This is a genomic window from Saccharopolyspora rosea (assembly GCF_025643595.1).
GTDB classification, from domain to species: domain Bacteria; phylum Actinomycetota; class Actinomycetes; order Mycobacteriales; family Pseudonocardiaceae; genus Saccharopolyspora; species Saccharopolyspora rosea.
The window spans coordinates 1,538,239-1,565,233 of record NZ_CP102826.1; the positions used below are offsets into that span (position 1 = coordinate 1,538,239).

General features: G+C 71.5%; 24 protein-coding genes. 14 read left to right on the forward strand and 10 right to left on the reverse strand.

Annotation, left to right across the window (positions count from 1 at the left end):
* The first annotated feature begins 118 nt into the window (after window positions 1-118).
* Together NV263_RS07545 and NV263_RS07550 are read left to right on the forward strand one after the other, a co-directional pair.
* Window positions 119-1,900, forward strand: a complete 1,782-nt coding sequence (locus NV263_RS07545) for a Xaa-Pro dipeptidyl-peptidase (protein ID WP_263251842.1) — start codon at window positions 119-121, stop codon at window positions 1,898-1,900.
* A 200-nt stretch (window positions 1,901-2,100) separates the two neighbouring features.
* Window positions 2,101-3,201 carry a DUF4192 domain-containing protein gene (locus tag NV263_RS07550; protein ID WP_263251843.1) on the forward strand — a complete coding sequence of 367 codons (1,101 nt, stop codon included), beginning with the start codon at window positions 2,101-2,103 and terminating at the stop codon, window positions 3,199-3,201.
* A 23-nt stretch (window positions 3,202-3,224) separates the two neighbouring features.
* Here NV263_RS07550 and galE read toward each other — a convergent pair whose 3' ends face one another.
* The 3 genes from galE to NV263_RS07565 form a co-directional block, all read right to left on the reverse strand.
* Complete coding sequence (gene galE, locus NV263_RS07555) at window positions 3,225-4,181, reverse strand: UDP-glucose 4-epimerase GalE (RefSeq protein ID WP_263251844.1); 957 nt, start codon at window positions 4,179-4,181, stop codon at window positions 3,225-3,227.
* A gap of 66 nt (window positions 4,182-4,247) precedes the next feature.
* Window positions 4,248-5,426: a galactokinase gene (galK, locus tag NV263_RS07560; RefSeq protein ID WP_263251845.1), complete on the reverse strand. Its 1,179-nt coding sequence runs from the start codon at window positions 5,424-5,426 to the stop codon at window positions 4,248-4,250.
* On the reverse strand, window positions 5,423-6,124 hold the full coding sequence (locus tag NV263_RS07565; protein WP_263251846.1) for a metal-dependent transcriptional regulator: 702 nt from the start codon (window positions 6,122-6,124) through the stop codon (window positions 5,423-5,425). The genes galK and NV263_RS07565 overlap by 4 nt, the downstream gene beginning before the upstream one ends.
* Before the next feature lie 121 nt (window positions 6,125-6,245).
* Between NV263_RS07565 and NV263_RS07570 the strand changes: the two genes are divergently transcribed.
* The 4 genes from NV263_RS07570 to NV263_RS07585 are packed head-to-tail and all read left to right on the forward strand — an operon-like array spanning window position 6,246 to window position 11,934.
* Window positions 6,246-7,097 carry a sulfurtransferase gene (locus NV263_RS07570; RefSeq protein WP_263251847.1) on the forward strand — a complete coding sequence of 284 codons (852 nt, stop codon included), beginning with the start codon at window positions 6,246-6,248 and terminating at the stop codon, window positions 7,095-7,097.
* Between the two features lie 51 nt (window positions 7,098-7,148).
* Complete coding sequence (locus NV263_RS07575) at window positions 7,149-8,324, forward strand: acetoin utilization protein AcuC (RefSeq protein WP_263251848.1); 1,176 nt, start codon at window positions 7,149-7,151, stop codon at window positions 8,322-8,324.
* Between the two features lie 10 nt (window positions 8,325-8,334).
* Window positions 8,335-11,010 carry a bifunctional acetate--CoA ligase family protein/GNAT family N-acetyltransferase gene (locus NV263_RS07580; protein ID WP_263251849.1) on the forward strand — a complete coding sequence of 892 codons (2,676 nt, stop codon included), beginning with the start codon at window positions 8,335-8,337 and terminating at the stop codon, window positions 11,008-11,010.
* A 42-nt stretch (window positions 11,011-11,052) separates the two neighbouring features.
* Window positions 11,053-11,934 carry an alpha/beta hydrolase family protein gene (locus NV263_RS07585; RefSeq protein ID WP_263251850.1) on the forward strand — a complete coding sequence of 294 codons (882 nt, stop codon included), beginning with the start codon at window positions 11,053-11,055 and terminating at the stop codon, window positions 11,932-11,934.
* On the opposite strand, the gene NV263_RS07590 is transcribed toward NV263_RS07585, so the two are convergent.
* A complete protein-coding gene (locus tag NV263_RS07590) occupies window positions 11,935-13,191 on the reverse strand; it encodes a YeeE/YedE family protein (RefSeq protein ID WP_263251851.1) in 1,257 nt (418 codons plus the stop codon).
* 148 nt (window positions 13,192-13,339) lie between these two features.
* Between NV263_RS07590 and NV263_RS07595 the strand changes: the two genes are divergently transcribed.
* On the forward strand, window positions 13,340-13,795 hold the full coding sequence (locus NV263_RS07595) for a hypothetical protein (protein WP_263251852.1): 456 nt from the start codon (window positions 13,340-13,342) through the stop codon (window positions 13,793-13,795).
* A gap of 66 nt (window positions 13,796-13,861) precedes the next feature.
* Here NV263_RS07595 and NV263_RS07600 read toward each other — a convergent pair whose 3' ends face one another.
* The gene (locus tag NV263_RS07600; protein ID WP_263251853.1) at window positions 13,862-15,514 is read right to left on the reverse strand and encodes a fumarate hydratase; all 1,653 of its coding nucleotides are present in this window, start codon (window positions 15,512-15,514) and stop codon (window positions 13,862-13,864) included.
* Window positions 15,515-15,635: 121 nt separating this feature from the next.
* Here NV263_RS07600 and NV263_RS07605 point away from each other — a divergent pair, with 121 nt between their 5' ends.
* Both NV263_RS07605 and NV263_RS07610 read left to right on the forward strand, forming a co-directional pair.
* Window positions 15,636-16,265 (forward strand): nitroreductase family deazaflavin-dependent oxidoreductase, encoded by a 630-nt coding sequence (locus tag NV263_RS07605; RefSeq protein WP_263251854.1) that lies wholly within the window; start codon window positions 15,636-15,638, stop codon window positions 16,263-16,265.
* Window positions 16,178-16,915, forward strand: coding sequence for a tyrosine-protein phosphatase (locus NV263_RS07610; RefSeq protein WP_263251855.1), 738 nt, complete (start codon window positions 16,178-16,180; stop codon window positions 16,913-16,915). The genes NV263_RS07605 and NV263_RS07610 overlap by 88 nt, the downstream gene beginning before the upstream one ends.
* A gap of 165 nt (window positions 16,916-17,080) precedes the next feature.
* On the opposite strand, the gene NV263_RS07615 is transcribed toward NV263_RS07610, so the two are convergent.
* From NV263_RS07615 to NV263_RS07625, 3 genes are all read right to left on the reverse strand, one after another.
* Window positions 17,081-18,058, reverse strand: coding sequence for a sigma-70 family RNA polymerase sigma factor (locus NV263_RS07615; RefSeq protein ID WP_263251856.1), 978 nt, complete (start codon window positions 18,056-18,058; stop codon window positions 17,081-17,083).
* Between the two features lie 280 nt (window positions 18,059-18,338).
* Window positions 18,339-18,764 carry a D-aminoacyl-tRNA deacylase gene (dtd, locus tag NV263_RS07620; protein ID WP_263251857.1) on the reverse strand — a complete coding sequence of 142 codons (426 nt, stop codon included), beginning with the start codon at window positions 18,762-18,764 and terminating at the stop codon, window positions 18,339-18,341.
* Window positions 18,761-20,275 (reverse strand): DUF7782 domain-containing protein, encoded by a 1,515-nt coding sequence (locus NV263_RS07625; RefSeq protein ID WP_263251858.1) that lies wholly within the window; start codon window positions 20,273-20,275, stop codon window positions 18,761-18,763. Before NV263_RS07625 ends, dtd begins: the two co-directional genes overlap by 4 nt.
* Before the next feature lie 80 nt (window positions 20,276-20,355).
* Here NV263_RS07625 and NV263_RS07630 point away from each other — a divergent pair, with 80 nt between their 5' ends.
* Window positions 20,356-20,931: an HhH-GPD-type base excision DNA repair protein gene (locus NV263_RS07630; protein ID WP_263251859.1), complete on the forward strand. Its 576-nt coding sequence runs from the start codon at window positions 20,356-20,358 to the stop codon at window positions 20,929-20,931.
* A gap of 1 nt (window position 20,932) precedes the next feature.
* On the opposite strand, the gene NV263_RS07635 is transcribed toward NV263_RS07630, so the two are convergent.
* Complete coding sequence (locus NV263_RS07635) at window positions 20,933-21,607, reverse strand: lysophospholipid acyltransferase family protein (protein ID WP_263251860.1); 675 nt, start codon at window positions 21,605-21,607, stop codon at window positions 20,933-20,935.
* 137 nt (window positions 21,608-21,744) lie between these two features.
* Between NV263_RS07635 and NV263_RS07640 the strand changes: the two genes are divergently transcribed.
* Both NV263_RS07640 and NV263_RS07645 read left to right on the forward strand, forming a co-directional pair.
* Entirely contained in the window at window positions 21,745-22,092 is a 348-nt protein-coding gene (locus tag NV263_RS07640) for a DUF3099 domain-containing protein (protein WP_263251861.1), read from the forward strand.
* Between the two features lie 94 nt (window positions 22,093-22,186).
* Window positions 22,187-22,423: a DUF3039 domain-containing protein gene (locus tag NV263_RS07645; protein ID WP_263251862.1), complete on the forward strand. Its 237-nt coding sequence runs from the start codon at window positions 22,187-22,189 to the stop codon at window positions 22,421-22,423.
* A 47-nt stretch (window positions 22,424-22,470) separates the two neighbouring features.
* Here the strand turns inward: NV263_RS07645 and NV263_RS07650 are convergent, their stop codons facing one another.
* Window positions 22,471-23,628, reverse strand: a complete 1,158-nt coding sequence (locus NV263_RS07650; protein WP_263251863.1) for a YihY/virulence factor BrkB family protein — start codon at window positions 23,626-23,628, stop codon at window positions 22,471-22,473.
* Window positions 23,629-23,904: 276 nt separating this feature from the next.
* Here NV263_RS07650 and NV263_RS07655 point away from each other — a divergent pair, with 276 nt between their 5' ends.
* Window positions 23,905-25,674, forward strand: coding sequence for a DEAD/DEAH box helicase (locus tag NV263_RS07655; protein WP_380757282.1), 1,770 nt, complete (start codon window positions 23,905-23,907; stop codon window positions 25,672-25,674).
* 72 nt (window positions 25,675-25,746) lie between these two features.
* Window positions 25,747-26,958, forward strand: coding sequence for a cysteine desulfurase-like protein (locus NV263_RS07660; protein WP_263251864.1), 1,212 nt, complete (start codon window positions 25,747-25,749; stop codon window positions 26,956-26,958).
* Window positions 26,959-26,995 lie beyond the last annotated feature (37 nt).

Genomic DNA, 26,995 nt, shown 5'->3' on the forward strand with positions numbered 1-26,995 from the left:
ACTTTACTGCTCGGGTCGACCGGGCGGTGCTGGCGCAAACCCGCCGCGCCACCTGTCGACTTACCGCCTCTCTGGGAAAGTGCTCGTGTCCCAATGCACTCGCCTCAGGGGGGTACGCATGCGCCAACTTCGAGCAGGTCTGCTGGTGGCCGTCGTCGCGGTCACCTTCGCCGGGGTTCCGGCAGAGGCAGGACCCCCGCGGGGGCCGGTGTTCGAGCACGGGGAAGCGCAGCCGGTGTTCGATCCGGACCGGGCGGTGCGCGAGGACCTGTTCGTGTCCGCGCCCGTGGACAGCGACGGTGACGGCCGCGACGACCGGGTGCACGTCCGGGTCGTGCGACCCCGGGAAAGCGGGCAGGGGTTGCGCGTCCCGGTCGTCTACCAGGTGAGTCCCTACTTCGCCGGCGGCAACGATGTGCCGAACCACAACGTGGACACCGAGTTGTACGTGCCGGAGCGCGCCGGCAGCTCGTCGTCGGAGTCGCCTCGGCGGGACGAGCGGATCACCGTCGCGACGGCGAAGGAGATCAGTTGGGCGTACGAGCGGTACCTCCTGGCCAGGGGGTATGCCGTGGTGTACGCGGATTCTCCGGGCACGGGCGAGTCCACCGGATGTCCGAGCACCGGTGGGGAGAACGAGACCATCGGAGCCAAGGCCGTCGTGGACTGGCTGAATTCCCGGGCCTCCGCGCACACCTCGGACGGTGCTCCCGCGGTGGCCGACTGGGCGAGCGGCAAGGTCGGGATGATGGGTGTGTCGTACAACGGCACGTTGCCTAACGCGGTGGCCAGCACGGGGGTCGCGGGTTTGGAAGCGATCGTGCCGATCGGCGCGATCTCGAACTGGTACGACTACTACCGGTCGGACGGAGCGATCGTCGCTCCCGGCGGATACCAGGGCGAGGATGCCGACGTCCTGGCGAAATACGTGTACACCCGGGCCGACCGGGAGGTCTGCCGAGCACGCATCGACCGGATCGCGGCCGAGGAGGACCGGGTCACCGGCGACTACAACGATTTCTGGGACCACCGCAACTACCTGAACGACGTCGACCGGGTGCACGCCGCGGTGCTGTCCGTCCACGGGCTCCACGACTGGAATGTCAAGACGCGGCAGGCCGCGCAGTGGTACGAGGCGCTGAGGGAACGCGGCGTGCCGCACAAGATCTGGTGGCACCAGTCCGGCCACACCGACCCGATCACGCTCCGCAAGGACGCGTGGCTGCACACCCTGAACCGCTGGTTCACCCGCTACCTCTACGGCGTGCCGAACGGCGTGGAGGGGGAGCCCCGAGCCACGATCCAGCGGGAGGACGCCAGCTGGGTCGAGGAACCCGAGTGGCCCGCTCCCGAGGCCCGCGACGTGGTGCTGCGGCCCGGGGAGGGTGGCCGGACGCGCGGTGCGCTCGGGAAGTCCGAAGTGGACGGTGTGGAGTACTTGCGGGACGACGCGACCCGGACCGCAGAGGAACTCGCCTCCGCTCCGGAGTCGCCGAACCGCCTTTCCTACGTGAGCGAGCCGCTCGCGGCGCCGGTGCGGGTCAGCGGCACGGTCCGCGCGGAACTGGGGCTGACCTTCGACCGACCGGCCGCCAACGTCACCGCACTGCTGGTGGACCAGGCCCCCGACGGTTCGACGACCGTCGTGACGCGGGGATGGGCGGATCCGCAGAACCGGCACCGCATCGATCGGACTTCACCGGTCCGGCCGGGCAGGCGCTACGACATCGACGTGTCGATGCAGCCGGACGACTACGTCTTCGCCCCGGGGCACCGGTTGGGACTCGTGGTGCTGTCCAGCGATCACGATTTCACGCTGCGTCCGAAGCCGGGAACGGGTCTCGCGCTCGACCTGTCCCGCACCTCGGTGCGCCTTCCGCTCCTGGGACGGATCCGGTGACCGGCGGGCGATTCCGGGCAGCACGGCCAGGCTGACTGAGCGTAATCACCCTTGGTGTGACCGGAAAACACCGAATGATCGTCACTCCAAAGTGGATCAACGTGGCTTTTCGAGGCCGAGTTGTCCACAGGAGGTCAGCTTGTCCGCTGTTTTCGATTTGGGTCTTTCCGCCGCTGGTCGTGGTTGTCGATCGTTGAAGCATGACGACACGACTGAACGCCGGAATCTCCATCAACAACCCAGCGGACCTGGTCGCCGCCGTACCGCCGATGCTCGGCTTCGCGCCGACGAATTCGCTGGTGCTGCTGACGATCCACGACCTGCCCGACACACCGAGGTTCGGGACGACGATGCGCGTGGACCTGCCCTGTCCCGGGCAGCGCAGCCAGCTGGCCGCGCACCTGCTCGCGGGGCCGCTGCGCACCCACCGGCCGGACGCGGTGGTCATGGTCGTCGTCGGCGACCAGACGAATCGGGAACGGTGTGCCGTCGAGTGCCCCGGATCGGAGGTCTGCCAGGACACAGTGGACGTCGACGGGTCACCTCCGCACCGGGAACTCGTCGACGTGGTGGGCGATGCCTTCGCGTTCGCCGGGATCGCCACGCTGCACGCGCTGTGGGCGCCGGAGATCCGCGCCGGCGCTGACTGGGCCTGCTATTCGAGCCCGGACTGCTGCGGCAAGATTCCGGATCCGAAGCTGTCGACGATCGCCGCGGCGCTCACGGCCGCCGGTGTGGTGACTTTCGGCAGCAAGGACGAGCTGCGCGAACTCGTCGCCCCGGAATCCGACGAGGCACTGGCACGCCGGTCCGCGCGGATCGACGCGCTCACCGACGAACTCGACGAGGCGTGCGGTCCGGATCGGACCAGCCACGACCTGAAAGCGGTGTTCTCCGCCATCCGGCGCACCGCCGAGGGCGCCGCGCTCACCGAGGACGACCTGCTGCGCGTGATGATCGCGGTGTCGGACACCCGGGTTCGCGACGTCGCGCTGGGCGCCGCGCTCGGGGAGTCCTCAGACGCCGCGGAACAGCTGTGGCTGACCCTCGTGCGCAAGGCACCCGCCCCGGAACTCGCCGATGTCGCGTCACTCCTGGCCTTTTCGGCTTATCTGCGAGGCGACGGCGGACTCGCCGGAGTGGCGCTGGAGCGGGTCGAGAAGACCCGCCCGGAGCACCGGTTGGGCATGTTGCTCCGGCAAGCCCTGGAAGCCGGCATCCCGCCTTCGGACCTGAGCGTGATCGCCCGCGACGCCGCGGAAGATGCCCGGCTCATGATCGAAGAGGACGGTGCGTGGTGAACGCTTCCGACAGGATCTCCGCGTCAGGCCCGACCCCGGGTGAACTCCCACGCGTCCCGGACGATGACCGACAGGTCGGCGCGCTGCGGCCGCCACTCCAGTTCCTCCCGAGCCCGGCGGCTGGAGGCCACCAGCGTGGCCGGGTCGCCGGCGCGCCGTGGTGCCACGTGCGCGGGGATGGGGTGGCCGGTGACCTCGCGGCAGGTGTCGATCACCTGCTTGACCGAGAAGCCCGTGCCGTTGCCCAGGTTGTAGATCCGGTGCTCACCGGCCTTCGCGTGCTGCAGAGCCAAGAGATGGGCGTCGGCGAGGTCGGTGACGTGGATGTAGTCCCGCACGCACGTGCCGTCCTCGGTCGGCCAGTCGTCACCGAAGATCTGCACCTGCTCGCGTTGGCCGAGAGCCACCTGGAGCACGATCGGGATCAGGTGCGTCTCGACCGCGTGGCGCTCGCCGAACGCGCCGTGGGCACCCGCCACGTTGAAGTACCGCAGGCTGGTCGCCGCCAGGCCGTGGGCGGTGGCGTACGAGGTGATCGCGTGGTCGATCGCCAACTTGGTCGCGCCGTAGGTGTTGGTCGGTCGCGTCGGGGCGTCCTCGGTGATCGGCACCTCCTCCGGCTCGCCGTAGGTGGCGGCCGTCGAGGAGAACACCAGGCGGGGCGTGCCGTGCTCGTGCATGGCGTCCAGCAGGCGCAGCGTGGTCAGCACGTTGCCCTGCCAGTACTTGCGCGGCTCCTGCATCGACTCGCCGACGAGGGACTTCGCCGCGAAGTGCAGCACGCCGTCGAACGGCTCTGCGAGCAGGTCGCCCGCGGCCTCGGCGATGTCGGCCTCGACGAACTTGCAGCCGTCCGGCACCGCGTCCGCGTGGCCGGTCGACAGGTCGTCGACCACGACGACCTCGTGGCCGGCTTCCACCAACCGGGCCGCGCACACGCTGCCGACGTAGCCTGCACCGCCTGTGACGAGGAGCTTCACCTGCGTACTGCCTTCCGTGGGAGATCGTCCTGCCCTGCGCTCAGCAGAGGCGTGCCGCGGGCTCGATCATCGGTCCCGGCCCGCCCCGGCGGAGGGTACCGCCGTGAACAACCTCGGTGCGGCGAGGGTGTGCCGTTCGAACGCATCGAGGACGTGCCGTTCGATGCTGGTCCGGTGTTCGGTCGGGATCAGGGCGATCGCCGATCCGCCGAAACCACCGCCGATCATGCGCGCCCCGGACGCTCCGGCCTCCAGGGAGGCGTCCACGGCGAGATCGAGTTCCCGGCAGGAGACCCGGTAGTCGTCGCGCAGGCTCACGTGCGAGGCGGTGAGGATCTCGCCGAGCTCGTCGTACCGACCGGCGCGGAGCAGTTCGACGGTGGCCAGCACGCGGGCGTTCTCCGTGACGACGTGCCGCACGAGCGGTCGGAGGTCCTCGGGCAGCGACGGCAGGTTGGTGTCCAGGTCGGACTGCGAGACGTCCCGCAGGGCCTTGACCCCCAGCAGTTCCGCCGCCCGCTCGCAGCCGCGCCGCCGGTCGCCGTAGCCGGACTCGCTGTGCGAATGCTTCGCCCGGGTGTCGATCACCAGCAGTTCCAGGCCCGCGCTGAGCGGCGCGAACGGGATCTGCTCGGCGGCACCGGAGCGGACGTCGAAGAACAGGGCGTGCGCCTCGGTGCACCGCAGCGAGGCGGTCTGGTCGAGCAGGCCGGTGGGGGCTCCGGCGAAGTCGTTCTCCGCCCGCTGCACCAGGCGCGCGATCTCGGCGAGGCCGGGCCCGCCCGTCGCGCCCGGTGCTCGGCCCGCGGTGTCCAACAGCGCCAGCGCGGTCGCGCACTCCAGCGCGTGCGACGACGACAACCCGGCGCCGGTGGGCACCTCGCCGACGATGAGGAGGTCGGCGCCGGGAAGCGGGAATCCGGCATCCCGCAGCGCCCAGGCGACGCCGGCGGGGTAGGCAGCCCAGCCGGTCGGGTCACCCGGCTCCAACCGAGCGAGCGGCAGCGTGGGAGAGGTGTGCAGCCGTCCGTCGCTGCCGAGCGTGGCGATCGCCAGGTTCCCGTCCTCTCGCGGCCGGACCGCGACTGCCGTGCGGTGCGGCAGGGCACAGGGCAGCACGAAGCCGTCGTTGTAGTCGGTGTGCTCCCCGATGAGGTTGATCCGCCCCGGGGCGGACCAGACCGCGCTCGGGGAGCACCCGTACTGCTCGGCGAACGCCTCCGCGGCGCGGTCCGCCGCCGTCACTTCGCGCGCACCATGACCGCGTGGGCGATGCCCGACGGCAGCTCCGTGCTGCCCTTCTCACCCTTCACGCTGATCGGCTTGTTCGGGCCGACCACGGACAGCACCTCGACCTCGCTGCCGGGCACGACGCCGACCTCCTTGAGCTCGGTCATCAGGTCGGGGTCCAGCTGGACGTGCTCGGCGATGCGGCACACGAGTGCGCGGCCACCGCCGTTGCGCGCGAGCTCGTCGACTCGCTGCAGGTCCTGCTCGCCCTCGACCGACGTCTCCACGAGGTCCACGCCGAGCTCGTCCAGGCCGGGGATGGGGTTGCCGTAAGGAGACGTGGTGGGACGTCCCAGGAGTTTGACGAGCTTGCGCTCCACTGCCTCGCTCATCACGTGTTCCCAGCGGCACGCCTCGTTGTGGACGTGTTCCCATTCGAGGCCGATCACGTCGACCAGGAGCCGCTCGGCGAGCCGGTGCTTGCGCATGACGCTGATGGCGCGGGCACGCCCGGCCTTGGTGAGTTCCAGGTGTCGGTCCTCGGCGACGGTCAGCAGGCCGTCGCGCTCCATGCGGGCGACCGTCTGGCTCACGGTGGGGCCGCTCTGCTCCAGCCGCTCCGCGATGCGCGCCCGGAGTGGGACTACGCCCTCCTCTTCGAGGTCGTAGATGGTGCGAAGGTACATCTCGGTGGTATCGATGAGATCGTTCACGTCGGCTCCCCATTCAGTCCCAACCACGATGCTAGTCCCACCGGGCGACAGCGGTCAGCGGTCGGGAAGTTGACTTCAAGGACTTCCGACGGACCTGGTCGCCGGGCTACGAAAGGCCGTCATGCATCCTCTGATCAGTACCAATGATCTCACGGCCCTGCTGCGCCAGGACCCGCACCCGACCCTGCTGGACGTGCGGTGGTCACTGCTCGGCCCACCCGGTCGGGAGGACTACGAGCGGGGCCATCTGCCGGGGGCCGTCTTCGTCGATCTGGACGCCGAGCTGGCCTCCCCGCCGGGGGTCCAGGGGCGGCACCCGCTGCCCGATGCCGGGGAGTTCGAACAGGTGCTGCGCCGCGCCGGAGTCGACCGGGCACGCCCCGTGGTCGTCTACGACGCGGGTGACGGTTCGGCCGCCGCGCGGGCCTGGTGGCTGCTGCGCTGGGCCGGGCACGACGCGGTCGCCGTGCTCGACGGCGGCTTCGCGGCGTGGACCGAGGAGGGGCGTCCGACGACCACGGAGGTCCCGCACCCTCGGGAAGGCGATTTCCGAGCCGCGCCGGGGGCCATGCCCGTGGTGGACGCGGACGGCGCCGCACGCGTAGCCCGCGAGGGAGTGCTGCTCGACGCGCGGGCGGCGGAGCGCTACCGCGGGGACGTCGAGCCGATGGATCCGCGCGCCGGCCACATCCCCGGGGCGGTCAACGCGCCGTTCGCGGCTCACACGGCCGATTCCGGCCGGTGGCGGTCGTCCGCGGAGCTGGCTGAGCACTTCGCCGCGCTCGGTGTCGGTGCGGATCGTCCCGTCGGGGCCTACTGCGGGTCGGGGGTGACGGCCTGTTCGGTGGTGCTGGCCCTGGAGCACGCCGGCGTCACGAGCGCGCAGCGCCCCGCGTCGTTGTACGCGGGATCGTGGTCGAACTGGTCGGCCGACCCGGAGCGGCCCGCGGTGACCGGGAGCGAGCCCGGCTGACGCGGCGTCACGGCACTGTGTTCGGCGGCACAGGGAAGGTAGCTTCCCGGTATGGGTTCACAGTGCGCGGTCGTGTGGGACGACTCCCTGCTCGACTACGACCTCGGTGGTCACCACCCGCTGCATCCGATCCGGCTCGACCTGACGATGCGGCTCGCTCGCTCGCTGGGGTTGCTCGACGGAGTCGACACGCTGCGCCCGGAGATCGCGCCGGACGCTGATCTGGAACGGGTGCACCGCTCCGATTACCTGGCGGCGGTGCGCACCGCGCCGTTGGCCGGTCCGGAGGTGGGGCACGGGCTCGGCACCGACGACAACCCGATCTTCGACCGGATGCACGACGCCGCGGCGCTGGTCGCTGGCGGGTCGCTGCTGGCTGCGGAGCAGGTCGTCTCCGGCCGCGTGGACCGGGCGGTGAACATCGCGGGTGGTCTGCACCACGCCATGGCCGCTCACGCGGCCGGGTTCTGCGTCTACAACGACTGCGCGGTGGCCATCGCGTGGATGCTCGCGCAGGGCGTGGAACGGATCGCCTACATCGACATCGACGTGCACCACGGGGACGGTGTGCAGGCGGCGTTCTACGACGATCCGCGAGTGCTGACCGTGTCCCTGCACCAGCACCCGTACACGCTGTGGCCGGGAACGGGGTTCGCCAGCGAGGTCGGCGGGACCGGAGCGGACGGCACGGCGGTCAACGTCCCGCTGCCGCCGGGCACCGATGATGCGGGGTGGCTGCGCGCCTTCCACGCCGTCGTGCCGTCGGTGCTGGAGACGTTCCGCCCGCAGGTGCTGGTGACCCAGTGCGGCGCCGACGCGCATCGCGAGGACCCGCTGGCCGACCTGTCGCTGACCGTGGACGGGCAGCGCTCGGCCTACCGAAGCCTGCGCGAGCTGGCCGAGCAGTACGCGGACGGGAAGTGGCTCGTGCTGGGTGGGGGAGGCTACTCGCTGTTCCGCGTCGTGCCGCGGGCGTGGACGCACCTGCTGGCCACGGTGCTGGACCGCGACCTGGACCCGGCGACCACGATCCCCGAGCAGTGGGTGTCGCACGCGGTGCGGGTCGCCGACAACGTGCCGCTGCCGACGTCGCTCACCGACGGCGGCGACGGGACGTTCCAGCCGTGGTCGGGGGTGACGCTGTCCCCGGTGGACACCGCGATCCGCGACGCCAGGCACGCGGTGTTCCCCTTGCACGGCCTGGATCCCGCCGACACCCGCGACTGAGGAGTCCGAAGTGGACGATTTGGTGCAGCAGGAGGAGACGGCCGCCGATTACCCGCGCCGGTGGGAGGCCGACGTCGTGCTGTCCGATGGTGGGACCGTCCACCTGCGGCCGATCACCGAGGCGGATGCGGACAAGGTGGTGGAGTTCCACGGCAGGCTCAGCGAGCGGACCCGGTACTACCGCTACTTCGGCCCCTATCCCCGCATGCCGAGGCGGGACGTCGAGCGGTTCACCCACGTCGATTACGTCGACCGCGTCGCCCTGGTCGCGCTGCTCGGCGACGACATCGTCGCGGTCGGCCGCTTCGACCGGCTCGGCGAGCAGCCGTCCGCGGAGGTCGCGTTCGTGGTGCGGGACGACCACCAGGGGCGCGGGCTCGGTTCGATCCTGCTGGAGCACCTGGCGGCCGCGGCGCGGGAACGCGGGCTGCGGCGGTTCGTCGCCGAGGTCCTGGCGGAGAACTCGACCATGGTGCGGGTCTTCCGCGACGCCGGCTACCAGGTGAGCCGGGCGTTCGAGGAAGGCGTCCTGCACCTGGAGTTCGACATCGACCCCACCGAGGAGTCGGTGGCCGTGGCCCGCGCCCGCGAACAGGCCGCGGAGGCGCGCAGCGTGCACAACCTGCTGCACCCCCGGACGGTCGCGGTGATCGGGGCGTCGGCCGACCGGTCGAAGGTGGGGCACGCGGTCCTGGCGAACCTCCTCGGCGCCGACTTCACCGGTCCCGTGTACCCGGTCAATCCCGAACACCACTCCGTGCGCGGGGTGCGCGCCTACCCGTCGGTGCTGGACATCCCCGACGAGATCGATCTGGCGGTGGTGGCGATCCCGGCCGCGGGGGTCAACGAGGTGCTCGACGCCTGCCTGGCCAAAGGGGTCAAAGCGCTGGTGATCGTCAGCGCGGGCTTCAGCGAGACCGGCGCCGAGGGGCGCGAGGTGGAACGCGAGATGGTGCGCGCCGCCCGGGTGCACGGCATGCGGGTGGTCGGTCCGAACGCGCTCGGCGTGGTCAACACCGACCCCGAGCAGCGGCTCAACGCGAGCCTGGCACCGACCCTGCCGGGCAGAGGGCGCACCGGGTTCTTCTGCCAGTCCGGCGCGCTGGGCGTGGCGATCCTGGCGACCGCGACGGAACGCGGCCTGGGGCTGTCCACGTTCGTCTCGGCGGGCAACCGCGCCGACGTGTCCGGCAACGACCTCCTGCAGTACTGGCAGACCGACCCCTCCACCGACGTCGTGCTGCTGTACCTGGAGTCGTTCGGCAATCCGCGCAAGTTCGCGCGGCTGGCGCGGCGGCTCGCGCGCACCAAGCCGATCGTCGTGGTCAAGTCCGGGCGCAACGCCGTGCGGCCGGGGCTGGCCGCCACGTCGGTGCAGATCGACGAGACGAGCGTGCAGGCGTTGTTCGAGCAGTCCGGCGTGATCCGGGTGGAGTCGGTGGCGCAGATGTTCGACACCGCGCTGCTGCTGGAGCACCAGCCGCTGCCACCGGGGGACCGCGTCGCCATCGTTGGCAACTCCTCGGCGTTGGGCATGCTCGCCGCGGACGTGGCGCAGGCGCAGGAGCTGCGGCTGGCGGGCGATCCGGTCGACGTGGGCGCTGCGGCCGACCCGGAGGAGTTCGCCGGAGCGGTCCGCGACGCCGCGCTCCGCGAGGACGTCGACGCGCTGGTCACGGTGTTCGCACCGCCCGTCGCGGTACCCGGTGCGAGCTACGCCCGCGCACTGCGCGAGGCGTTGCAGGAAGCCGACGCGGCGCGGTCGAAACCGGTGGTCACCACGTTCCTGGCGGCCGAGGGAGTGCCGGACGAACTGGCGGTGCGCGGTCCGGACGGCGCGGCGGGGAAGGGGTCGGTCCCGTCCTACCCGAGCCCGGAACGCGCGGTGCTGGCGCTGGCCCGCGCCACCCGGTACGCGAAGTGGCGGACCGCGCCGCAGGGCCACTTCGTCCGCCCGGACGGCATTGACGAGGACCGGGCGCGCACGGCGGTGGAGCGCTGGCTGGCGCACGGCGTCCGGCGGCTCGACGACGACCAGGCGGTGGCGCTGCTCGGCTGCTACGGCATCGAGCTGATCGACTTCCGGAAGGTCGACAGCATGCAGGCGGCCGTCGCGGCGGGGGAGGAGCTGGGCTTCCCGGTGGTGCTGAAGTCGGTCAGCGACCAGTTCCGGCATCGCAGCGATCTCGTGGGAGTTCGCCTGGACTTGGGCGGACCGGCGGCGGTGCGCGACGCCTACGCCGCGATACAGCACGTCTCCGGGCTGGACGAGGTGTACGTCCAGCGGATGGCCCCGCGCGGTACCTCCTGCGTGATCGAGCTGATGGAGGACCCGTCGTTCGGCACCCTGGTCTCCTTCGGACTGTCCGGAGTGGCCAGCGAACTCCTCGGCGACAAGGCGTACCGGGCGCTTCCGTTGTCCGATGTGGACGTAGCGGAGCTGGTCCGCGCTCCGCGGGCCGCGCCGCTGCTGGCCGGGTACCGGGGTGACGAACCGGCCGACTTCGCGGCGCTGGAGGACCTGGTGCTGCGGGTGGCGACGCTGGCCGAGGATCTGCCCGAAGTCCGGGAACTGTCGCTGCAGCCGGTGCTCGCCTCGCCCGACGGAGTCGTGGTCGCCGGTGCGCGACTCGGGATCAGTGCCACACCCCTGCTGCTCGACGCCGGGCCGCGTCGGCTGCGCTGAACCTCACTGCTCGAAACGACCCAGTTCCGTTAATGTGGGGTGATGGACGACACCCCACCTGACACGGTGCTCGCCCGGGTCCCGGCCGGTGCGCACGAGCTGACCGTCCGCGCCGTGCTCCAGGACGACCCGACGAGCCCGGTGATCCTGCTGCTGCCCGCGATGGGCGTGCCCGCCCGGTACTACCGCCGGTTCGTCGGGAACCTCCACGCGCACGGCCTGAGCGTGGTGACCTTCGACCTGCGCGGGCAGGGCGAGAGCGCTCCGCTGCCCGCCAGGGGTGTGCGGTTCGCCTACCAGGACCTGATCGACGACGTCGACGCGGTGATCGACGTGATCGCATCCGCGCTGCCCGGGGCCCCGCGCTTCCTGCTCGGGCACAGCCTGGGCGGCCAGCTCGGGATGTTGCACACGGCGAGCCGTCCCGGACGCGTGCGCGGTGTCGTGCTGGTGGCCTCCGGATCCGCCTGGTACGCGGCCTTTCCCGGCATCTACCGGCTGCGCACCCTGTTCGGTCCCCAGCTGGTGGCGGGGCTCGCGCGGGTCCTGGGGTACTGGCCGGGCCACCGGCTCGGGTTCGGCGGGCGTCAGCCGGTGGGCCTGGTGCGGGACTGGGCGCGGCAGTCCCGCACCGGCCGGTACGTGCTCGCCGGGTCCTCGACCAACTACGAGGCCGCCCTGCGCTCGGTGGACGTCCCGCTGCTCACGGTGACGGTCTCCGGCGACCGGCTGGCCCCGCAGTCCTCAGTGGACCACTTGGCGGGCAAGGCGATCCGCGCCCGGCGAGTCCACAAGCACTACTCGCGAACCCTGGCGGGCGCCGACCAGCTCGGGCACTTCAGCTGGGTCCGCAACGGAGCGGAGCTGTCCCGGTGGATCCGGGAATGGGTGACCGAGGTCCACGACCTGTCGCTGCAGTCCTGATCAGCAGACGGAGTCGGTGGGCTTGGGCACGCCCAGGCCGAACAGCGGTCGCAGCTTCAGCCCGACCCAGGTCCCGGCCAGCGCCAGCAGCCCCCACACCCAGCCGTGCAGCGAGAACGACGCGATGCCGGAGAAGTACGAGCCGATGTTGCAGCCGTAGGCCAGCCGCGCCCCGTAGCCCATCAGCAACCCGCCGACAGCCGCGGCCAGCAGCGTCTTCGCCGGGAGCCGCCGAGCCAGGACGAACGCGCCGGACGCCGCCGACGCCACGAGCGCGCCGATCATGATCCCGAAGTCCAGCACCGAGGTGGAGTCGGCCAGCACCGGCTGGGTCAGCGCGGCGGCCTTCTCGCCGTGCCAGTACGACCAGGATGCGACGTCGACGCCGACGGACTGCAACGCCTTCGAACCCCACAGCACGAACGCCGAGGTGATGCCCCACGGCGTGCCTCGGGTCAGCAGCACGGCGGCGTTGAGCACGGCCAGCACGATCGCGCCCACCCACAGCGGCCACGAGCCGCGCACGATCCGCCGCAGGCCGCGCGAGGTCGGCGGACGGCCCGCCGGCGGTGCGTCGTGGCGGCGGGCCCAGCGGGTCGCGGCGAGCCAGATCAACCCGAGCACGGCCAGTTGCACGACCAGCGCACCGGTGTAGCCGAGGCCGGTGTTCTCGGCCAGCGAGAACGAACCGAGGGTGAGCGACTTCGAGCTCCACAGCGGCATGTGCAGCGCACCCAGCACCGAACCGCACACGAAGAAGAACAGCGTCACGACGAGCAGCGTGTTGCCGCTGCCGACCGCGAACAGCGTGCCCGAGGCGCACGCCCCGCCGAGCTGCATGCCGACGCCGAACAGGAAGGCGCCGACGACCAGGCTCAGTCCCAACGGTTCGACGTTGCCCTCCGGGACTTTCCCGAACAGCGCCGCACCGCTGGCGAGGATGGGGGCGAACAGGATCGACGCGGCGGCCAGCATGACCAGGTGCGCCCGCAGCCCGGAGGTCTGGCCGACCGACACCAGCTGGCGCCAGGCCGAGGTGAATCCGAACCGCGAGTGGAACAGGGTCAGCCCCAGCGCCAGGCCGAGCGCGGCGAGGACCGCTGACTTCGTGCCGGCCACGACCTGGGTCGCGGCCACGAGCGCGACGGCCACGAGCACGCCGACGATCAGCGCCACCCACTGCGGCCTGCCCTGCGGCGGCTCGGCGGGTTCCTCGGCGGCGTGGGCCTGCGATGCGGAAGACGCAGTCGTGGACATACCTTCTCCAACGGGGGAACCGGACGTCTTGCGACAACATCACGCCGGAACAGGCTGTGACCAGCGTTTCCGGTATGTGGGAAAGCCGGGGACGCCGATCGTGGAATTCGCACGCAACCCCCGGCACACCCGGTTCCGTCCTGGGGGCATGAGACGCCTACACACCGCAGCGGGGGCAGCGGCCCTGTTCCTGGCACTGGCCGCCTGCGCCCAACAGCCAGCAGGAGACATCGGTTTCGGCGGAAAGCCTCCCGCGCCTCCCGGCCCGGTCGAGCCGAAACCCGTGCAGGAGCGGAGTCCGGTCGCGGCGGAAGAGGTCGACGCCGCGGCGTTGCCGAAGAGCTATCCGAAGCAGGTGTGGACCCAGGACGGCGGAACCGTGGTCGTGGCCACCGGCCAGGAAGGCGGCTGCAGCCACGTGCACGGCGAGCTCGCCGAGCAGACCGCCGACCACGTCAAGGTCGTGCTGGTCGACCAGACCCCGGAGCCCCCAGGCATCTGCACGATGGACCTGCGCTACCCGCCGGTCGCCGTCCGGTTGGACGCGCCGCTGGACGCCAGGAAAGTCGTGCTGGAGCAGAAGCAGGTGAAGGTACCGCGGTGACCAGGTCGTGAGGCGGCCACGCCGAGCTCCCGCAGGAGAACGTCCTCCTGCGGGAGCGGCGTGCGTTCAGCGGGCGAAGGAGATCTGCAGGGTGGGCGTGGTGGAGTCGGCGAAGAAGTCGTTGCCCTTGTCGTCGACGACGACGAACGCGGGGAAGTCCTCCACCTCGATGCGCCACACGGCTTCCATGCCGAGCTCGGGGTACTCCAGCACCTCGACCTCGCGGATGCAGTCCTGGGCGAGCCGGGCGGCCGGCCCGCCGATCGAACCGAGGTAGAACCCGCCGTGGGTGCGGCAGGACTCCGCCACCTTGGCCGACCTGTTGCCCTTGGCCAGCATGACCATCGACCCGCCGGCGGCCTGGAACTGCTCGACGTAGGCGTCCATGCGACCGGCCGTGGTGGGACCGAAGGACCCGGACGCGTAGCCGTCCGGGGTCTTCGCCGGTCCGGCGTAGTACACGGGGTGGTCGCGCAGGTAGTCGGGCATCGGTTCACCGGCGTCGAGCCGCTCGGCGATCTTGGCGTGCGCGATGTCGCGGGCCACCACGAGCGGGCCGGTCAGCGACACGCGGGTCTTGACCGGGAGTTTGGACAGCTCGGCGCGGATCTCCGACATCGGCCGGTTGAGATCGATCTTGACGACCTCGTCGGACAGCTGCTCGTCCGAGACCTCGGGCAGGTAGCGGGCGGGGTCGCGCTCCAGCTGCTCCAGGAACACGCCCTCCGGGGTGATCTTGGCCTTCGCCTGCCGGTCCGCCGAACAGGACACGGCGACGCCGACCGGCAGCGACGCGCCGTGCCGCGGCAGCCGGATGACGCGGACGTCGTGGCAGAAGTACTTGCCCCCGAACTGGGCGCCGATGCCGAACTGGCGGGTCATCTCCAGGACCTGCTGCTCCATCTCGACGTCGCGCAGGGCGTGCCCGGACGGGGAGCCCTCCCGCGGCAGTTCGTCGAGGTAGCGGGCGGAGGCGAGCTTGGCGACCTTGAGGTTGTACTCGGCGGACATGCCGCCCACGACGATCGCCAGGTGGTACGGCGGGCAGGCGGCGGTGCCCAGCGAGCGCAGCTTCTCCTCCAGGAACCGGCCGAGCCGCGTCGGGTTGAGCAGCGCCTTCGTCTCCTGGTACAGGAACGTCTTGTTGGCGCTGCCGCCGCCCTTGGCCAGGAACAGGAAGTCGTACCGCGGGTCGGTGCCCGCCTGGGAGTACAGCTCGATCTGCGCCGGGAGGTTGGTGCCGGTGTTGCGCTCGTCCCAGAAGCTCAGCGGCGCCATCTGCGAGTACCGCAGGTTCAGCTGCTGGTAGGCGTCGAACACGCCGCGGGAGAGCACCTCCTCGTCGCGGCCACCGGTCAGCACGGTCTCGGTGCGCTTGCCGATCACGATCGCGGTGCCGGTGTCCTGGCACATCGGCAGCACGCCGCCCGCTGCCACGCACGCGTTGCGCAGCAGGTCGGTGGCGACGAACCGGTCGTTGGGGCTGGCTTCGGGGTCGTCGACGATCGCCCGCAGCTGCGCGAGGTGGGACGGCCGCAGCAGGTGCTGGATGTCCTTGATCGCCTCGGTGGCGAGGGAGGTGAGGGTGCTCGGCTCGACTTCGAGGAAGCGGCGCCCGGCCGCCTCGACGACCCGGATCCCCTCCGTGGTCACCAGGCGGTACTCGGTGCTGTCGGGGCCGAGCGGCAGCACCTCGGTGAAATCGAACGTGGTGGTCACGTCGCGGCTCCTTTGCGCGCGTTCGGGTACGCGCAGACGTTAACCCATGGGTGCACCGCGACTTCGCGAGTCGTGACGGGCAAGATCGTGTTCCCCGACGAGTCGACGCCGAGGAGGAGTCGTGGCACGGCGCATGCCCCGAGCACTGGCCAGAGCACCGATCCCGCTGTTCGAACGAGGTCTGGGCTGGTTGCTCGGCGGGCGGGTGATGATGCTCGAACACCGCGGGCGCCGCACCGGGCTCGCTCGCCGCGCGGTGCTGGAGGTGCTCGAACGCGAGCCGGGAGCTCTGGTCCTCGTGTCCGGCTACGGGCGCACGTCCCAGTGGTTCCGCAACGTGCGCGCGAACCCCGAGGTGCGGGTGTGGACGGGTGCGGTGCGCGGCGCCCCCGGATGCGCCGAGGTGCTGCCGCCGGAGGAGGCCCGGCAGCGCCTCCAGCGGTACCGGGACCGGCATCCCCGGTCGTCGGCGGTGCTGGGCAGGGTGCTGGGGCTGCCCGAGCTCGCGTCAGGTGACCCGCTGCCGCCCGACATCGGGCGACGGTTGCCGGTGGTGCGCGTCGCCGCGCGCCCACCGGGTGGGTGTCGCCGCGCGCACGAGAACCTGCGAGGCTGGCGCCGAACGTGCCCCGGGCCTCGGGACACCGGAACGAAGGAGGGCCTTTGTCGTCGACAGACTCCGCGGACGCGGTCAACGAACTGGTCAATCTCCGGGACCTGGGCGGCATGCCTACCGGCGACGGCGCGCTGACCAGGCCGGGCGTGGTGTACCGCAGTGACGCCCCGCACGCCGGCGATCGCGATCCGGAGGGGATGCCGCAGTGGCCACCGGCGGCCGTGATCGACCTCCGGGAGGGCGTCGAGGTCGGTGAGGTGGAACACCCCCTGGCCGCGGTCAGCGCGGTGCACCACTTGCCGCTGCTGGAGGACGTGGCCGAAGCGGAGTCGGCCGATGACTACACGACCAACGGTCTGATCACGCTGTACGCGAACATCCTCGACCACGCGCCGAAGAAGCTGGTCGAGGCGTTCCGGATCATCCTGGACGCCGACGGTCCGGTCCTCGTGCACTGCGCGGTCGGCAAGGACCGCACCGGTGTGCTGTCGGCTCTGCTGCTGAGCGCGGCGGGCGTGCGGCCGGACGCGATCGTCGCCGACTACGTGCGCACCGACGAGAACATGATGCGGGTCATGAAGCGGCTGAACCTGGAGGCGCAGCTGCCGCCCGGTGTCGATCTGGAGGCGGTCATGGAGCTGATGTCCGCTCCGACCGAGGCGATCGAGAGCGTGCTGGAGCGGTTCGCGGAGCACCCGGACGGCGCCGCGGGGTGGTTGCGCACCCACGGCGCGACCGAGACCGAGCTGCGGCGCTGGCGCGCCCGCTTCCTCGACGCGGCCTGACGGAACGAGCGGGAGGCCGGACCCGCCCTGTTGCGGTTCCGGCCTCCCGGGGGATGCGGTGGGTGTCCCACCGCGCAGCGAAGGCGACGGCGACCGGACGATGCTGCGGTCGGCGGCGCGCGCCCGTCAACGCGCCGACCGGGTGGCGACGGCCGCCCTCGCGGTTCAGCTGGCGTAGGCGCGCAGGCGGTCCGCCCGGTCGCCCTGGCGCAGCTTGGCCATGACCTCGCGCTCGATCTGGCGGACCCGTTCGCGGGACAGCCCGAACGCCTTGCCGATCTGGTCCAGGGTGCGCGGCTGGCCGTCGTCGAGGCCGTAGCGCATCCGGATCACGGCCTGCTCCCGCTCCTCCAGAGTCGCCAGCACGCGGCGCAGGTCGTCCTGCAGGAAGCCGGAGATCACCGCGTTCTCCGCGTCGGCGGACTCGGCGTCCTCGATGAAGTCGCCGAGCGGGGCGTCCTCCTCGGCGCCGACCGGCATGTCCAGGCTCACCGGGTCGCGGGAGTGGTCCATCAGGTCCACGACCTTCTCCACCGGCATGCCCGCCTCTTCGGCCAGCTCCTCGTCGGTGGCCTCGCGGCCCAGCTTCTGGTGCAGGTCCCGCTTGATGCGGGCCAGCTTGTTGACCTGTTCCACCAGGTGGACGGGCAGCCGGATGGTGCGGCTCTGGTCGGCCATGCCTCGGGTGATGGCCTGCCGGATCCACCAGGTCGCGTAGGTGGAGAACTTGAAGCCCTTGGTGTAGTCGAACTTCTCCACGGCGCGGATCAGGCCGAGGTTGCCCTCCTGGATCAGGTCCAGCAGCGGCATGCCGCGGCCGGTGTAGCGCTTGGCGAGGCTGACCACGAGGCGGAGGTTTGCCTCCATCAGGTGGTTCTTCGCCCGACGGCCGTCCCGGACCACGGCGTTGAGGTCGCTGCGGCGCTCGGGGGAGAGGTTCTTGCTGGTCTCCAGCAGGTGCTTGGCGAACACGCCGGCCTCGATGCGCTTGGCGAGGTCGACCTCCTCCTGCGCGCTCAGCAGCGCGGTGCGCCCGATGCCGTTGAGGTAGACGCGGACGAGGTCGGCCGACGGGCCCTGGCTGTCCAGGTCCGCCTCGTGAACGGCGGGGACATCCGGGTTGGTGGTCTGCGGGACGGTCATGGAGCTCCCTCCCTGACGGGCTGGCTTGGCGGGCGCGATGTCACACCGACGCACCGTTGCGCGGTGTGGAGGACGCGTACGCTCGGTAGCGAGGACCGAGTGCCGCGTCGAACGTCTTCTCGGCGCGGCCGGCGTTGGCGGCCTGGCTGTCGAAGTGTTCGTTACCGGGAAAACGAGCGGCGGACCGAATTCGTTCCCGAACTTCCGACCTGAAGACGTCATGGCGGTCACATCCGTTGCTCCGCCAAGCCTGAGGATTTCCTGAGAGCTTCCGTTACATTTACACCTCAACCAAAAGTGTGAATGGTCCGTCGTTGACGCTCTCCACCTCCATCATCGCGCCGAAGGTGCCGGTGGCCACCCGCGCGCCCCGCTCGCGCAGCTCCTCCACGACCGCGTCGACCAGCGGTTCGGCGTGCTCGGGGCGGGCCGCCGCGGTCCACGACGGGCGCCGTCCCTTGCGCGTCGACCCGTAGAGCGTGAACTGGCTGACCACCAGCAGCGGAGCCCCGGTCGTGGCGCAGGACCCCTCGTCCCGCAGCGCGCGAATCTCGTGCAGTTTGCGCGCCATTTTGGTGACTTCTTCAGCGCCGTCGGAATGCGTCACACCCAATAGCACCAACAAACCCGGTTCGTCGATCTTGCCGACCACGCTGCCCTCGACGGCCACCGAGGCGCGAGTGACCCGCGTGACGATCGCCCTCATCGGTCCTCCTCCGCCCATTCCGCCGGGATCACCATTCCGTGCCTGAGCAGTTCCCGAACCACCGGCAGCGCGGCGCGGGTCAGTTCCTCGGCGTCCTCGCCGCACCCGAGCGCGAGCAGCTCCACGACGTCGCCGAGCGGGAGCGCACCCCGGCAACCGGCCAGCAGCCGCACCCCGAGCTCGTCGACCTCGTGCTGCCAGCCCGGCCCGTCGGTGCGGTGCAGGCGGTGGACGAGGTTCTGCCAACCCTCGTCGCCGGGTGCCGAGACCTCTTCCAGCACCGTGCTGTCCGCGGTGCGCAGCGGCGTGGCGAGCAGCTGCTCGTCGGAGCCGTGGGCGCGCAGCCAGTCGACCCGCCGCAGCCACCGGTCCGACTCCGGGCCGAGCGGGTCGTCGAAGGCGTGCCGCAGGTCCTCGCACACCACCTCGCCCCGGGCGGCACCGGTGCGGCGCAGCGTGACGAACCCGAACCCGACGCCGAGCACGTCGTTGGCCTCGAACCAGTCCAACCACTCGGCGGCCTTGCGCCGCCCCTGGGGAGAACGCGGGTCGTACCCCGCGTCGCGCAGCCACGTGCCGACGTACAGCGCCGGATCGGCCACGTCGCGCTGCACGAACCAGGCGTCCACCCCGCCCGGCGGCAGCCATCCGGACACGCGGTCCTCCCAGTCCTCACCCCGCCGGTGCACCCAGGACGCCAGGAGCTGCCCGGTACCGCCCTCGGCGAGGAACGACGGCAGCTGGCGCACGACGAGCGCGCTCGCGTCGTCCCCGGCCAGACCGGAGTCGCGGTAGACGAAGTCGGTGCGGGCCGGTCCGACGACGAACGGCGGGTTGCACACCACCTGGTCGAAGCGCCGCCCGCGCACCGGGTCGAACCACTCGCCCTCGGCGAGTTCCACATCGATCCGGTTGAGCCGGAACGTCGCCTCGGCCAGCGCCAGCGCGCGCCGGGACACATCGGTGGCGGTGACGCTGCCGGCGTGCGTGCTCGCGTGCAACGCCTGGACCCCGCACCCGGTGCCCAGGTCGAGCAGCGAGCCGACCGGGCGGCGCGAGGTCGCGCGCACCAGGCTCAGCGACGCCTGGCCGACGCCGAGCACGTGGTCGGGTTCCACCGGGCGGCCGCCGCGCAGGTCGGAGTCCAGGTCGGAGATCACCCACCAGGAGTCCTCGCCCACTCCGTGCGGGCGGACGTCGAGACCGGCGCGCAGCGCGTCGCCGTCGGCGACGACCAGGCCGGCGGCCAGCGCCTCGGACAGCGGCAGGGGGTGCAGCGCGGCCTCCACCGCGGTGCGCGGCTCGGCCTCGCCCAGCAGGAACAGGCGCACGAGCGTGCCGAGCTCGCCGGCGTCCGCAGCCGCGCGCAGCGCCGGCACGGGCTCTCCCCGGCCGAGCGCGGCGTGCGCTGCGGGGCCGAGCAGTTCCACGACGCCGTCGGCGTCGTAACCGGCGGACAGGAACGCCTCGCGGAGTCGGTCGATTCGGTCATGCGACAGGTCTGGAATCACGGCACCGATCCTCACACGCCCGCTGCCCGGCGACGTCGCCACCGGTCGGCCAGCGCACCGGCCCGTGTCACGATTGCCCCATGACTCGGACGTTGTGGTTGACCGGCGATACCGACGCGGACCGGCTGCTCGCGCAGGACCCGCTCGCCCTGCTCATCGGCATGCTCCTGGACCAGCAGATCACCATGGAGGTGGCCTTCGCCGGGCCGAAGAAGCTGCGGGACCGGCTCGGGGAGCTCGACGCGGACGCCATCGCGGCCATGGATCCCGAGCGGTTCGCCGCCGCCTGCGCCGAGCAGCCCGCCGTGCACCGCTTCCCGGGGTCGATGGCCAAGCGCATCCAGACGCTGTGCCAGTACCTCGTGGACCACTACGACGGCGATGCCGAGCGCCTGTGGGCCGGTGCCGACGGCAAGGAGGTGCTGAAGCGGCTCAAGGCGCTGCCCGGCTTCGGCGACCAGAAGGCGCGGATCTTCCTGGCCCTGCTGGGCAAGCAGTGGGGCGTGGCGCCGCAGGGCTGGCGGGAGGCCGCGGGCGCCTACGGCGACGCGGACGCGCGCCGCTCGATCGCCGACGTCGTCGACCAGCAGACGCTGGAAGAGGTCCGGACCTGGAAGAAGCAGCAGAAAGCGGCGGCGAAGGCCGCGAAGAAGTAGGTCACGCGGCCGCTGCCGCGCCCGGCTGCTGGTAGCGGTCCACGTACTCCTGCCCGGACAGTTCGGCGATGGCGTACATGATCTCGTCGGTGATCGACCGCAGCACCGGCAGCGAGCCCTCCATCCCGGCGTAGCGGGAGAAGTCCAGCGGGTCGCCGAACCGCACGGTGACCGGGTGCGGCCGGGGGATCTTGGCGCCGCGCGGCTGCAGCTTGTCCGTCCCGATCAGACCGACCGGCACCACCGGGGCGCCGGTGCTCAGCGCCAGCCGCGCCACACCCGTCCGGCCCCGGTACAGGCGGCCGTCCGGCGAGCGGGTTCCCTCCGGGTGGATGCCGAACGCGCCACCGTCCAGGAGCACCCGCTCGGCCGCGTCCAGCGCCTCCTTCGCGGCGCGTCCCCGCCCGCGCTCGACCGGGATCGCACCGAGCGAGCCGAACAACCACTTCGTCAACGAACCCCGCGCACCACCGCCGCTGAAGTACTCGGCCTTGGCCAGGAACGAGACCGGGCGGGGCAGCACCAGCGGGACGATGAAGCTGTCCAGCACGGCGAGGTGGTTGGGCGCCAGGATGACCGGGCCCGTGGCGGGGACCTTGTCGGCGTCGACGATCCTCGGCCGGTAAACGGTCCGCGCCAGTGTGCCCACGACTCGCTTGGTCACCGCGTACAGCATGTCGCCTCCCACCGCTGTTGATCCGCTCGAATCTAACCCGGCGACGTTTCGCGGCTGTTCCCCACCGGTCAACCTGGTGGTCCGGCCGCGATGTTCGCGCTGCCCCGGGCTACCGGTGGGCGCTGCGGGGTGGGAGCATGGAGTGCGGAGGTAGTGTCGTGAACAGCTCACATCGTGACGACACCCCGGTTCTGATCACCGAGGCTCAGCCGTCCTACGACGACCAGCAGGCAGTGCGCCGCCGCAAGTACGCGATCATGATGGCCAGTCGGATCCCGTGCCTGATCGCCGCGGCGCTCGTGTACCAGACGTGGCACCTGTGGTGGCTCTCGCTGATCATCCTGGCGATCTCCATCCCGCTGCCGTGGATGGCCGTGCTCATCGCCAACGACCGACCGGCCCGCAAGCGTGAGCAGGTGAACCGCTTCCGCCGCTCCGCGCGGTCCCTGGAGTCGCGCAGCCACCAGGTGATCGAGGGGGCCTGAGGGAGCCGTGGCGGGCGCCGATGAGGAGGCGGCGCCCGCCATCGGCCGCCTGACCTCCGGTACGGCCGGGCCGCGCGTGCGGCATCATGGGGGCATGAGCACGACGACGCTGCCGGAGACCGACACCCGGACCGAGACCACGGACGACCGTCCGGACATGTTCCACTACGTGCAGAAGGACAAGATCGCCGAGAGCGCGGTCATGGGCACGTACGTGGTGGCGTTGTGCGGGGAGGTCTTCCCCGTCACCAAGTCGCCGAAGCCCGGCTCCCCGGTCTGCCCCCAGTGCAAGGAGATCTTCGAGTCGCTGCCGCCCGGCGACGACGAATGATCCCGGTCTCCGGCCCGCCGCCGGAGACCTCGACGCGCGGTGGCCGGTCAGCCACCGCGCTTCTCGGCCTGTCCCCCTTCGCGCTCCGCCTGCTCGGCGCGCTCCTCCGTCCGCTGTTCCGGAGGTAGTGCGACGCCGTTGCGCGGGGGCTCTTCGGGTTCCTCCGGCTCCGCCTGCTCGGCACCGTCGTGCTGCCCGTTGCGCCACGCCCGGTAGCCCTCCTCGGTGTGCATGCGCTGCGCCAGGCGTTTCATCTCCAGCCGCCGCCACTTGCGGCGTTCCCGCCGGGTCATCGTCGCCGGCCACATCTCCTGGATCGCGCTGTTGAACTGCGCGCCGATGATGATCGCCAGCCCGATGAAGAACGCGAACAGCAGGAAGGCGATCGGCGTGGCCAGCGCGCCGTAGGTGTACCCGGTGCTGGTCACCCACGTCAGGTACAGCCGCAGGCCGATGCTGGAGCACAGGAACACCGCCATCGCCAGCAGGGCGCCCGGCAGGCCGCGGTGCCACGGCAGCTTCCGGGGCAGCGCCACCTTGTACAGCGTCGCCAGCGCCACCACCAGCAGGATCCCGGTGGCCGGGTAGTAGAAGGTCTGGATCAGCCAGGCTATGTCGTCCTGGTAGGGCTCCGGGAACACCGTGGGCAGCCACTCCGGGCCGAGCGCGATCACCGGCAGCCCGATGACCGCCACGATGAGGGCGACCAGGTACAACAGCAGCGCGAAGATCCGCTGCCACACGCTGTGCCGCACCAGGTACTGGCCGTAGGCCATGGTGATCGAGTCGATCAGCGACGCCAGCGCGGACGAACCCGCCCACAGCGACAGCAGGAAGCCCACCGAGATGATCTCGGAGTGGGCCTTGGTGAGGATGTCCTCCACCGTCGGCCCGATGATCTGGTCGACCACGCCCGGCGTGAACACCGACCGCGCGAAGCTGATGATCTTGCTGTGCACGGCTTCGACCACGCCGGGGCCGAACCAGTCGCCGACGAAGCCGAGGCTGCCCAACAGCCCCAGCAGCAGCGGCGGTAGCGACATCGTCTGCCAGAACGCCGCGGCGGCGGATTCCGAGAAGATGTTGTCCCACCACGCCTTGTCCAGCGTGCGCAGTACGAGGCGCAGCGGCCCCCGCCGCACCGGCTCGCCGCCGGAGGCGGGTGCACTGCGCCCCCGGGGTTCGTGTGGACTCGGAGGACCCATGGCACCCATAAGGATGCTTCATGCGCGTTCCGCGTGAGTGCAAGACCCACCGAATCGATCGCGTCGGGTACCGGCGAACGCCGTGAATGTGATTCACACTGCCCTCCGGGCGGGCCGTACCCCGTTTCGGACGGGGCCCGGAGGTAGGCTGCACGGCGGTCCGCATCGCTTCTGATCGCGCGCCGACGCGTGCGCGGGCGGTTCGCGGGAGGCTGCCAGGGGCGCCAACGACCCGTGTCCAGCAGGGGAGAGTCTAGGAAGGAGCGGCGAGCCGGCGTGTCCGAAGCGCAACTCGACTATTCCGTCCGATCCGTGCTCAGCGACCCCTCGCAGGCCCCCTCCCGCCCACTGCGCGCCTGGCAGCGCCGGGCCCTGACCAAGTACCTCTCGACGAAGCCGCAGGACTTCCTGGCCGTCGCCACCCCCGGCGCGGGCAAGACCACGTTCGGGCTGCGGGTCGCTGCCGAACTGCTGGCCGACCGCACGGTCGAGGCGGTGACGGTGGTGGCGCCCACCGAGCACCTCAAGCACCAGTGGGCGCTCGCGGCCGCCGGCGCGGGCATCCCGCTGGACTCGAACTTCCGCAACAGCGACGGCATGACCTCCAGCGACTACCGCGGCGTCGTGGTCACCTACGCGCAGGTCGCCACGCACCCCGCGCTGCACCGGGTGCGCACCGAACGGCGGAAGACGCTGGTGATCCTCGACGAGGTGCACCACGCCGGCGACGCCAAGTCGTGGGGCGACGCGATCCGCGAGGCGTTCACCCCGGCGGTCCGGCGGCTGTCGCTGACGGGCACGCCGTTCCGCAGCGACGACAGCCCGATCCCGTTCATCGGTTACGAACCGGACGCCGACGGCTCGCTGCGCAGCCAGGCCGACCACTCCTACAACTACTCCGACGCGCTGGCCGACGGCGTGGTCCGGCCGGTCGTCTTCCTCGCCTACTCGGGAGAGGCCAGGTGGCGCACCAGCGCCGGTGACGAGTTCAGCGCCCGCCTCGGCGAGCCGCTGACCGCCGAGCAGACCCAGCGGGCCTGGCGCACCGCGCTCGATCCGTCCGGCGAGTGGATCCCGACCGTGCTGCAGGCCGCCGACACGCGCCTGGCGCAACTGCGCAACGGCGGCATGCCCGACGCGGGTGGTCTGGTCATCGCCTCCGACCAGGCGACGGCCAAGGCGTACGCCAAGACGCTGAAGCGGATCACCGGCGCCGATCCTGCGGTCGTGCTGTCCGACGACCCGAACGCCTCGGAGCGCATCGGCGAGTTCGCCGAGTCCGACGAGCGCTGGATGGTCGCGGTCCGGATGGTCAGCGAGGGCGTCGACGTGCCGCGGCTGGCGGTCGGCGTGTACGCCACGAGCGCGTCGACCCCGCTGTTCTTCGCGCAGGCCGTCGGCCGCTTCGTGCGCTCGCGGCGGCCGGGGGAGACGGCGAGCATCTTCCTGCCCAGCGTCCCCGTGCTGCTGGAGCTGGCCAGCCAGCTGGAGGCGCAGCGGGACCACGTCCTGGGCAAGCCGCACCGGGAGAAGGACGGCTGGGACGACGAACTGCTCGCCGAGGCCAACCGGCAGCGCGACGAGCCCGGCGAGGAGGAGAAGTCCTACACCGCCCTGGGCGCCGAGGCCGAGCTCGACCAGGTCATCTACGACGGCTCGTCCTTCGGCACGGCCGCGTTCAGCACCACCGAGGAGGAGCAGGACTACCTCGGACTTCCCGGTTTGCTGGAACCCGACCAGGTGCGGGCCCTGCTGCGGCAGCGGCAGTCCCAGCAGCTTGAGGACGTGGCCAAGCGGGAGGCGGAGGCCAAGGCCGCCAAGGCGGCCGAGCAGGCCGAGCAGCGCGCCCGGCCGCAGACCGTCCAGGAACGGCTGCGCAAGCTCCGCAAGGAGCTCAACACGCTCGTCTCGCTGCACCACCACCGCACCCGCAAGCCGCACGGCGCGATCTACAACGAGCTCCAACGGGTGTGCGGTGGGCCGCCGACCGCCATGGCCACCGTCGAACAGCTGGAGGAGCGGATCGCCACGCTGCGCTCCTGGTGAGGCCGGAAGGCGGGCGAACACCCCTCGGATGAACGCTGGGGCGGCGCGACGTCGGCTCCTAGGCTCAGCCGCATGGCTTACGACGTGGAGAAGATCCGAGCGCAGTACCCCGCGCTCGCCGACGGTCGGGCGTGGCTGGACGGTGCGGCCGGGACCCAGGTCCCGCAGTCGGTGATCGACGCGGTCAGCGACGCCTACCGGGTCGGCGTGTCCAACGTCGGCGGGCCGTACGAGTCGAGCCGCCGCGCCTCCGGCATCGTCGCCGAGGCCCGGTCCGCGGTGGCCGACCTCGTGGGTGCCCCCGATCCGTCGTGCGTGGTGTTCGGCCCGAGCATGACCGCGTTGACCTACCGGTTCGCCGCGGTGCTGGCCGCCGGGTGGCGGCCCGGCGACGAGGTCGTCGTGACCCGGCTGGACCACGACGCCAACGTGCGCCCCTGGGTGCAGCTGGCCCGCAAGGCCGGTGCGTCGGTGCGCACCGCCGAGGTGGACCCCACCGGGGAACTCCCGGCGGAGCGGGTGACCGAGCTGATCGGCGACCGGACCAAGCTGGTCGCGGTCACCGCGGCGTCGAACCTGCTGGGCACCATCCCGGACGTGCGGACCATCACCGACCGGGCCCGGCAGGTGGGCGCCGTGTCGTACGTGGACGGCGTGCAGCACTGCCCGCACGTGCCCGTGCGGATCGCCGAACTCGGCGCGGACTTCTACGCCACCAGCGCCTACAAGTGGGCCGGTCCGCACCTGGCGGCCGTCGTGGCCTCCGACCCGTGGTCGTTGGAGACGCTGCACCCGGACAAGCTCGCGCCCTCGCCGGACACCGTTCCGGACCGCTTCGAACTGGGCACCAACCCGTTCGCGTCGATGGCGGGTGTCGTGGCGGCCGTCGAACACCTGGCGGGTCTGGACTCCGATGCCGACGGCACTCGCGCGGACCGCCTGGCGGTGTCGCGCCGCGCGGCGCGCGACCACGAGGACCGCCTGGCGCGGACGCTGTTCGACGGCCTCGCCGCGCTCGACGGGGTCGTGCGGCACGGTGCTCCGCAGGGACCCTGCACGCCGACGGCCTTCTTCACGGTCCCGGGCACCGAGCCCGCTGCCGTCGCCGAGTTCCTCGCCGCGCGCGGCCTCAACGTCTCGCACGGCCATTCCTACGCCTGGGAGCTGGTGCACGCGCTGGGCGTGGGCAGCACCGGCGGTGTGCGGGCGAGCCTGTCGCACTACACCGGCGAGAGCGACGTGCGCCGCCTGCTGGACGCCCTGGGCGACCTCAGCACCGGATGAGGGGGTGCACGACGAAGAGGTGCCCCCGGAGAACGCG

Coding starts and splice junctions, on each gene's coding strand:
- NV263_RS07545 (WP_263251842.1), top strand. CDS start 119: ATGCGCCAACTTCGAGCAGGTCTGCTGGTGGCCGTCGTCGCGGTCACC.
- NV263_RS07550 (WP_263251843.1), top strand. CDS start 2,101: ATGACGACACGACTGAACGCCGGAATCTCCATCAACAACCCAGCGGAC.
- NV263_RS07570 (WP_263251847.1), top strand. CDS start 6,246: ATGCATCCTCTGATCAGTACCAATGATCTCACGGCCCTGCTGCGCCAG.
- NV263_RS07575 (WP_263251848.1), top strand. CDS start 7,149: ATGGGTTCACAGTGCGCGGTCGTGTGGGACGACTCCCTGCTCGACTAC.
- NV263_RS07585 (WP_263251850.1), top strand. CDS start 11,053: ATGGACGACACCCCACCTGACACGGTGCTCGCCCGGGTCCCGGCCGGT.
- NV263_RS07590 (WP_263251851.1), bottom strand. CDS start 13,191: ATGTCCACGACTGCGTCTTCCGCATCGCAGGCCCACGCCGCCGAGGAA.
- NV263_RS07595 (WP_263251852.1), top strand. CDS start 13,340: ATGAGACGCCTACACACCGCAGCGGGGGCAGCGGCCCTGTTCCTGGCA.
- NV263_RS07615 (WP_263251856.1), bottom strand. CDS start 18,058: ATGACCGTCCCGCAGACCACCAACCCGGATGTCCCCGCCGTTCACGAG.
- dtd (WP_263251857.1), bottom strand. CDS start 18,764: ATGAGGGCGATCGTCACGCGGGTCACTCGCGCCTCGGTGGCCGTCGAG.
- NV263_RS07630 (WP_263251859.1), top strand. CDS start 20,356: ATGACTCGGACGTTGTGGTTGACCGGCGATACCGACGCGGACCGGCTG.
- NV263_RS07635 (WP_263251860.1), bottom strand. CDS start 21,607: ATGCTGTACGCGGTGACCAAGCGAGTCGTGGGCACACTGGCGCGGACC.
- NV263_RS07640 (WP_263251861.1), top strand. CDS start 21,745: ATGGAGTGCGGAGGTAGTGTCGTGAACAGCTCACATCGTGACGACACC.
- NV263_RS07645 (WP_263251862.1), top strand. CDS start 22,187: ATGAGCACGACGACGCTGCCGGAGACCGACACCCGGACCGAGACCACG.
- NV263_RS07650 (WP_263251863.1), bottom strand. CDS start 23,628: ATGGGTCCTCCGAGTCCACACGAACCCCGGGGGCGCAGTGCACCCGCC.
- NV263_RS07660 (WP_263251864.1), top strand. CDS start 25,747: ATGGCTTACGACGTGGAGAAGATCCGAGCGCAGTACCCCGCGCTCGCC.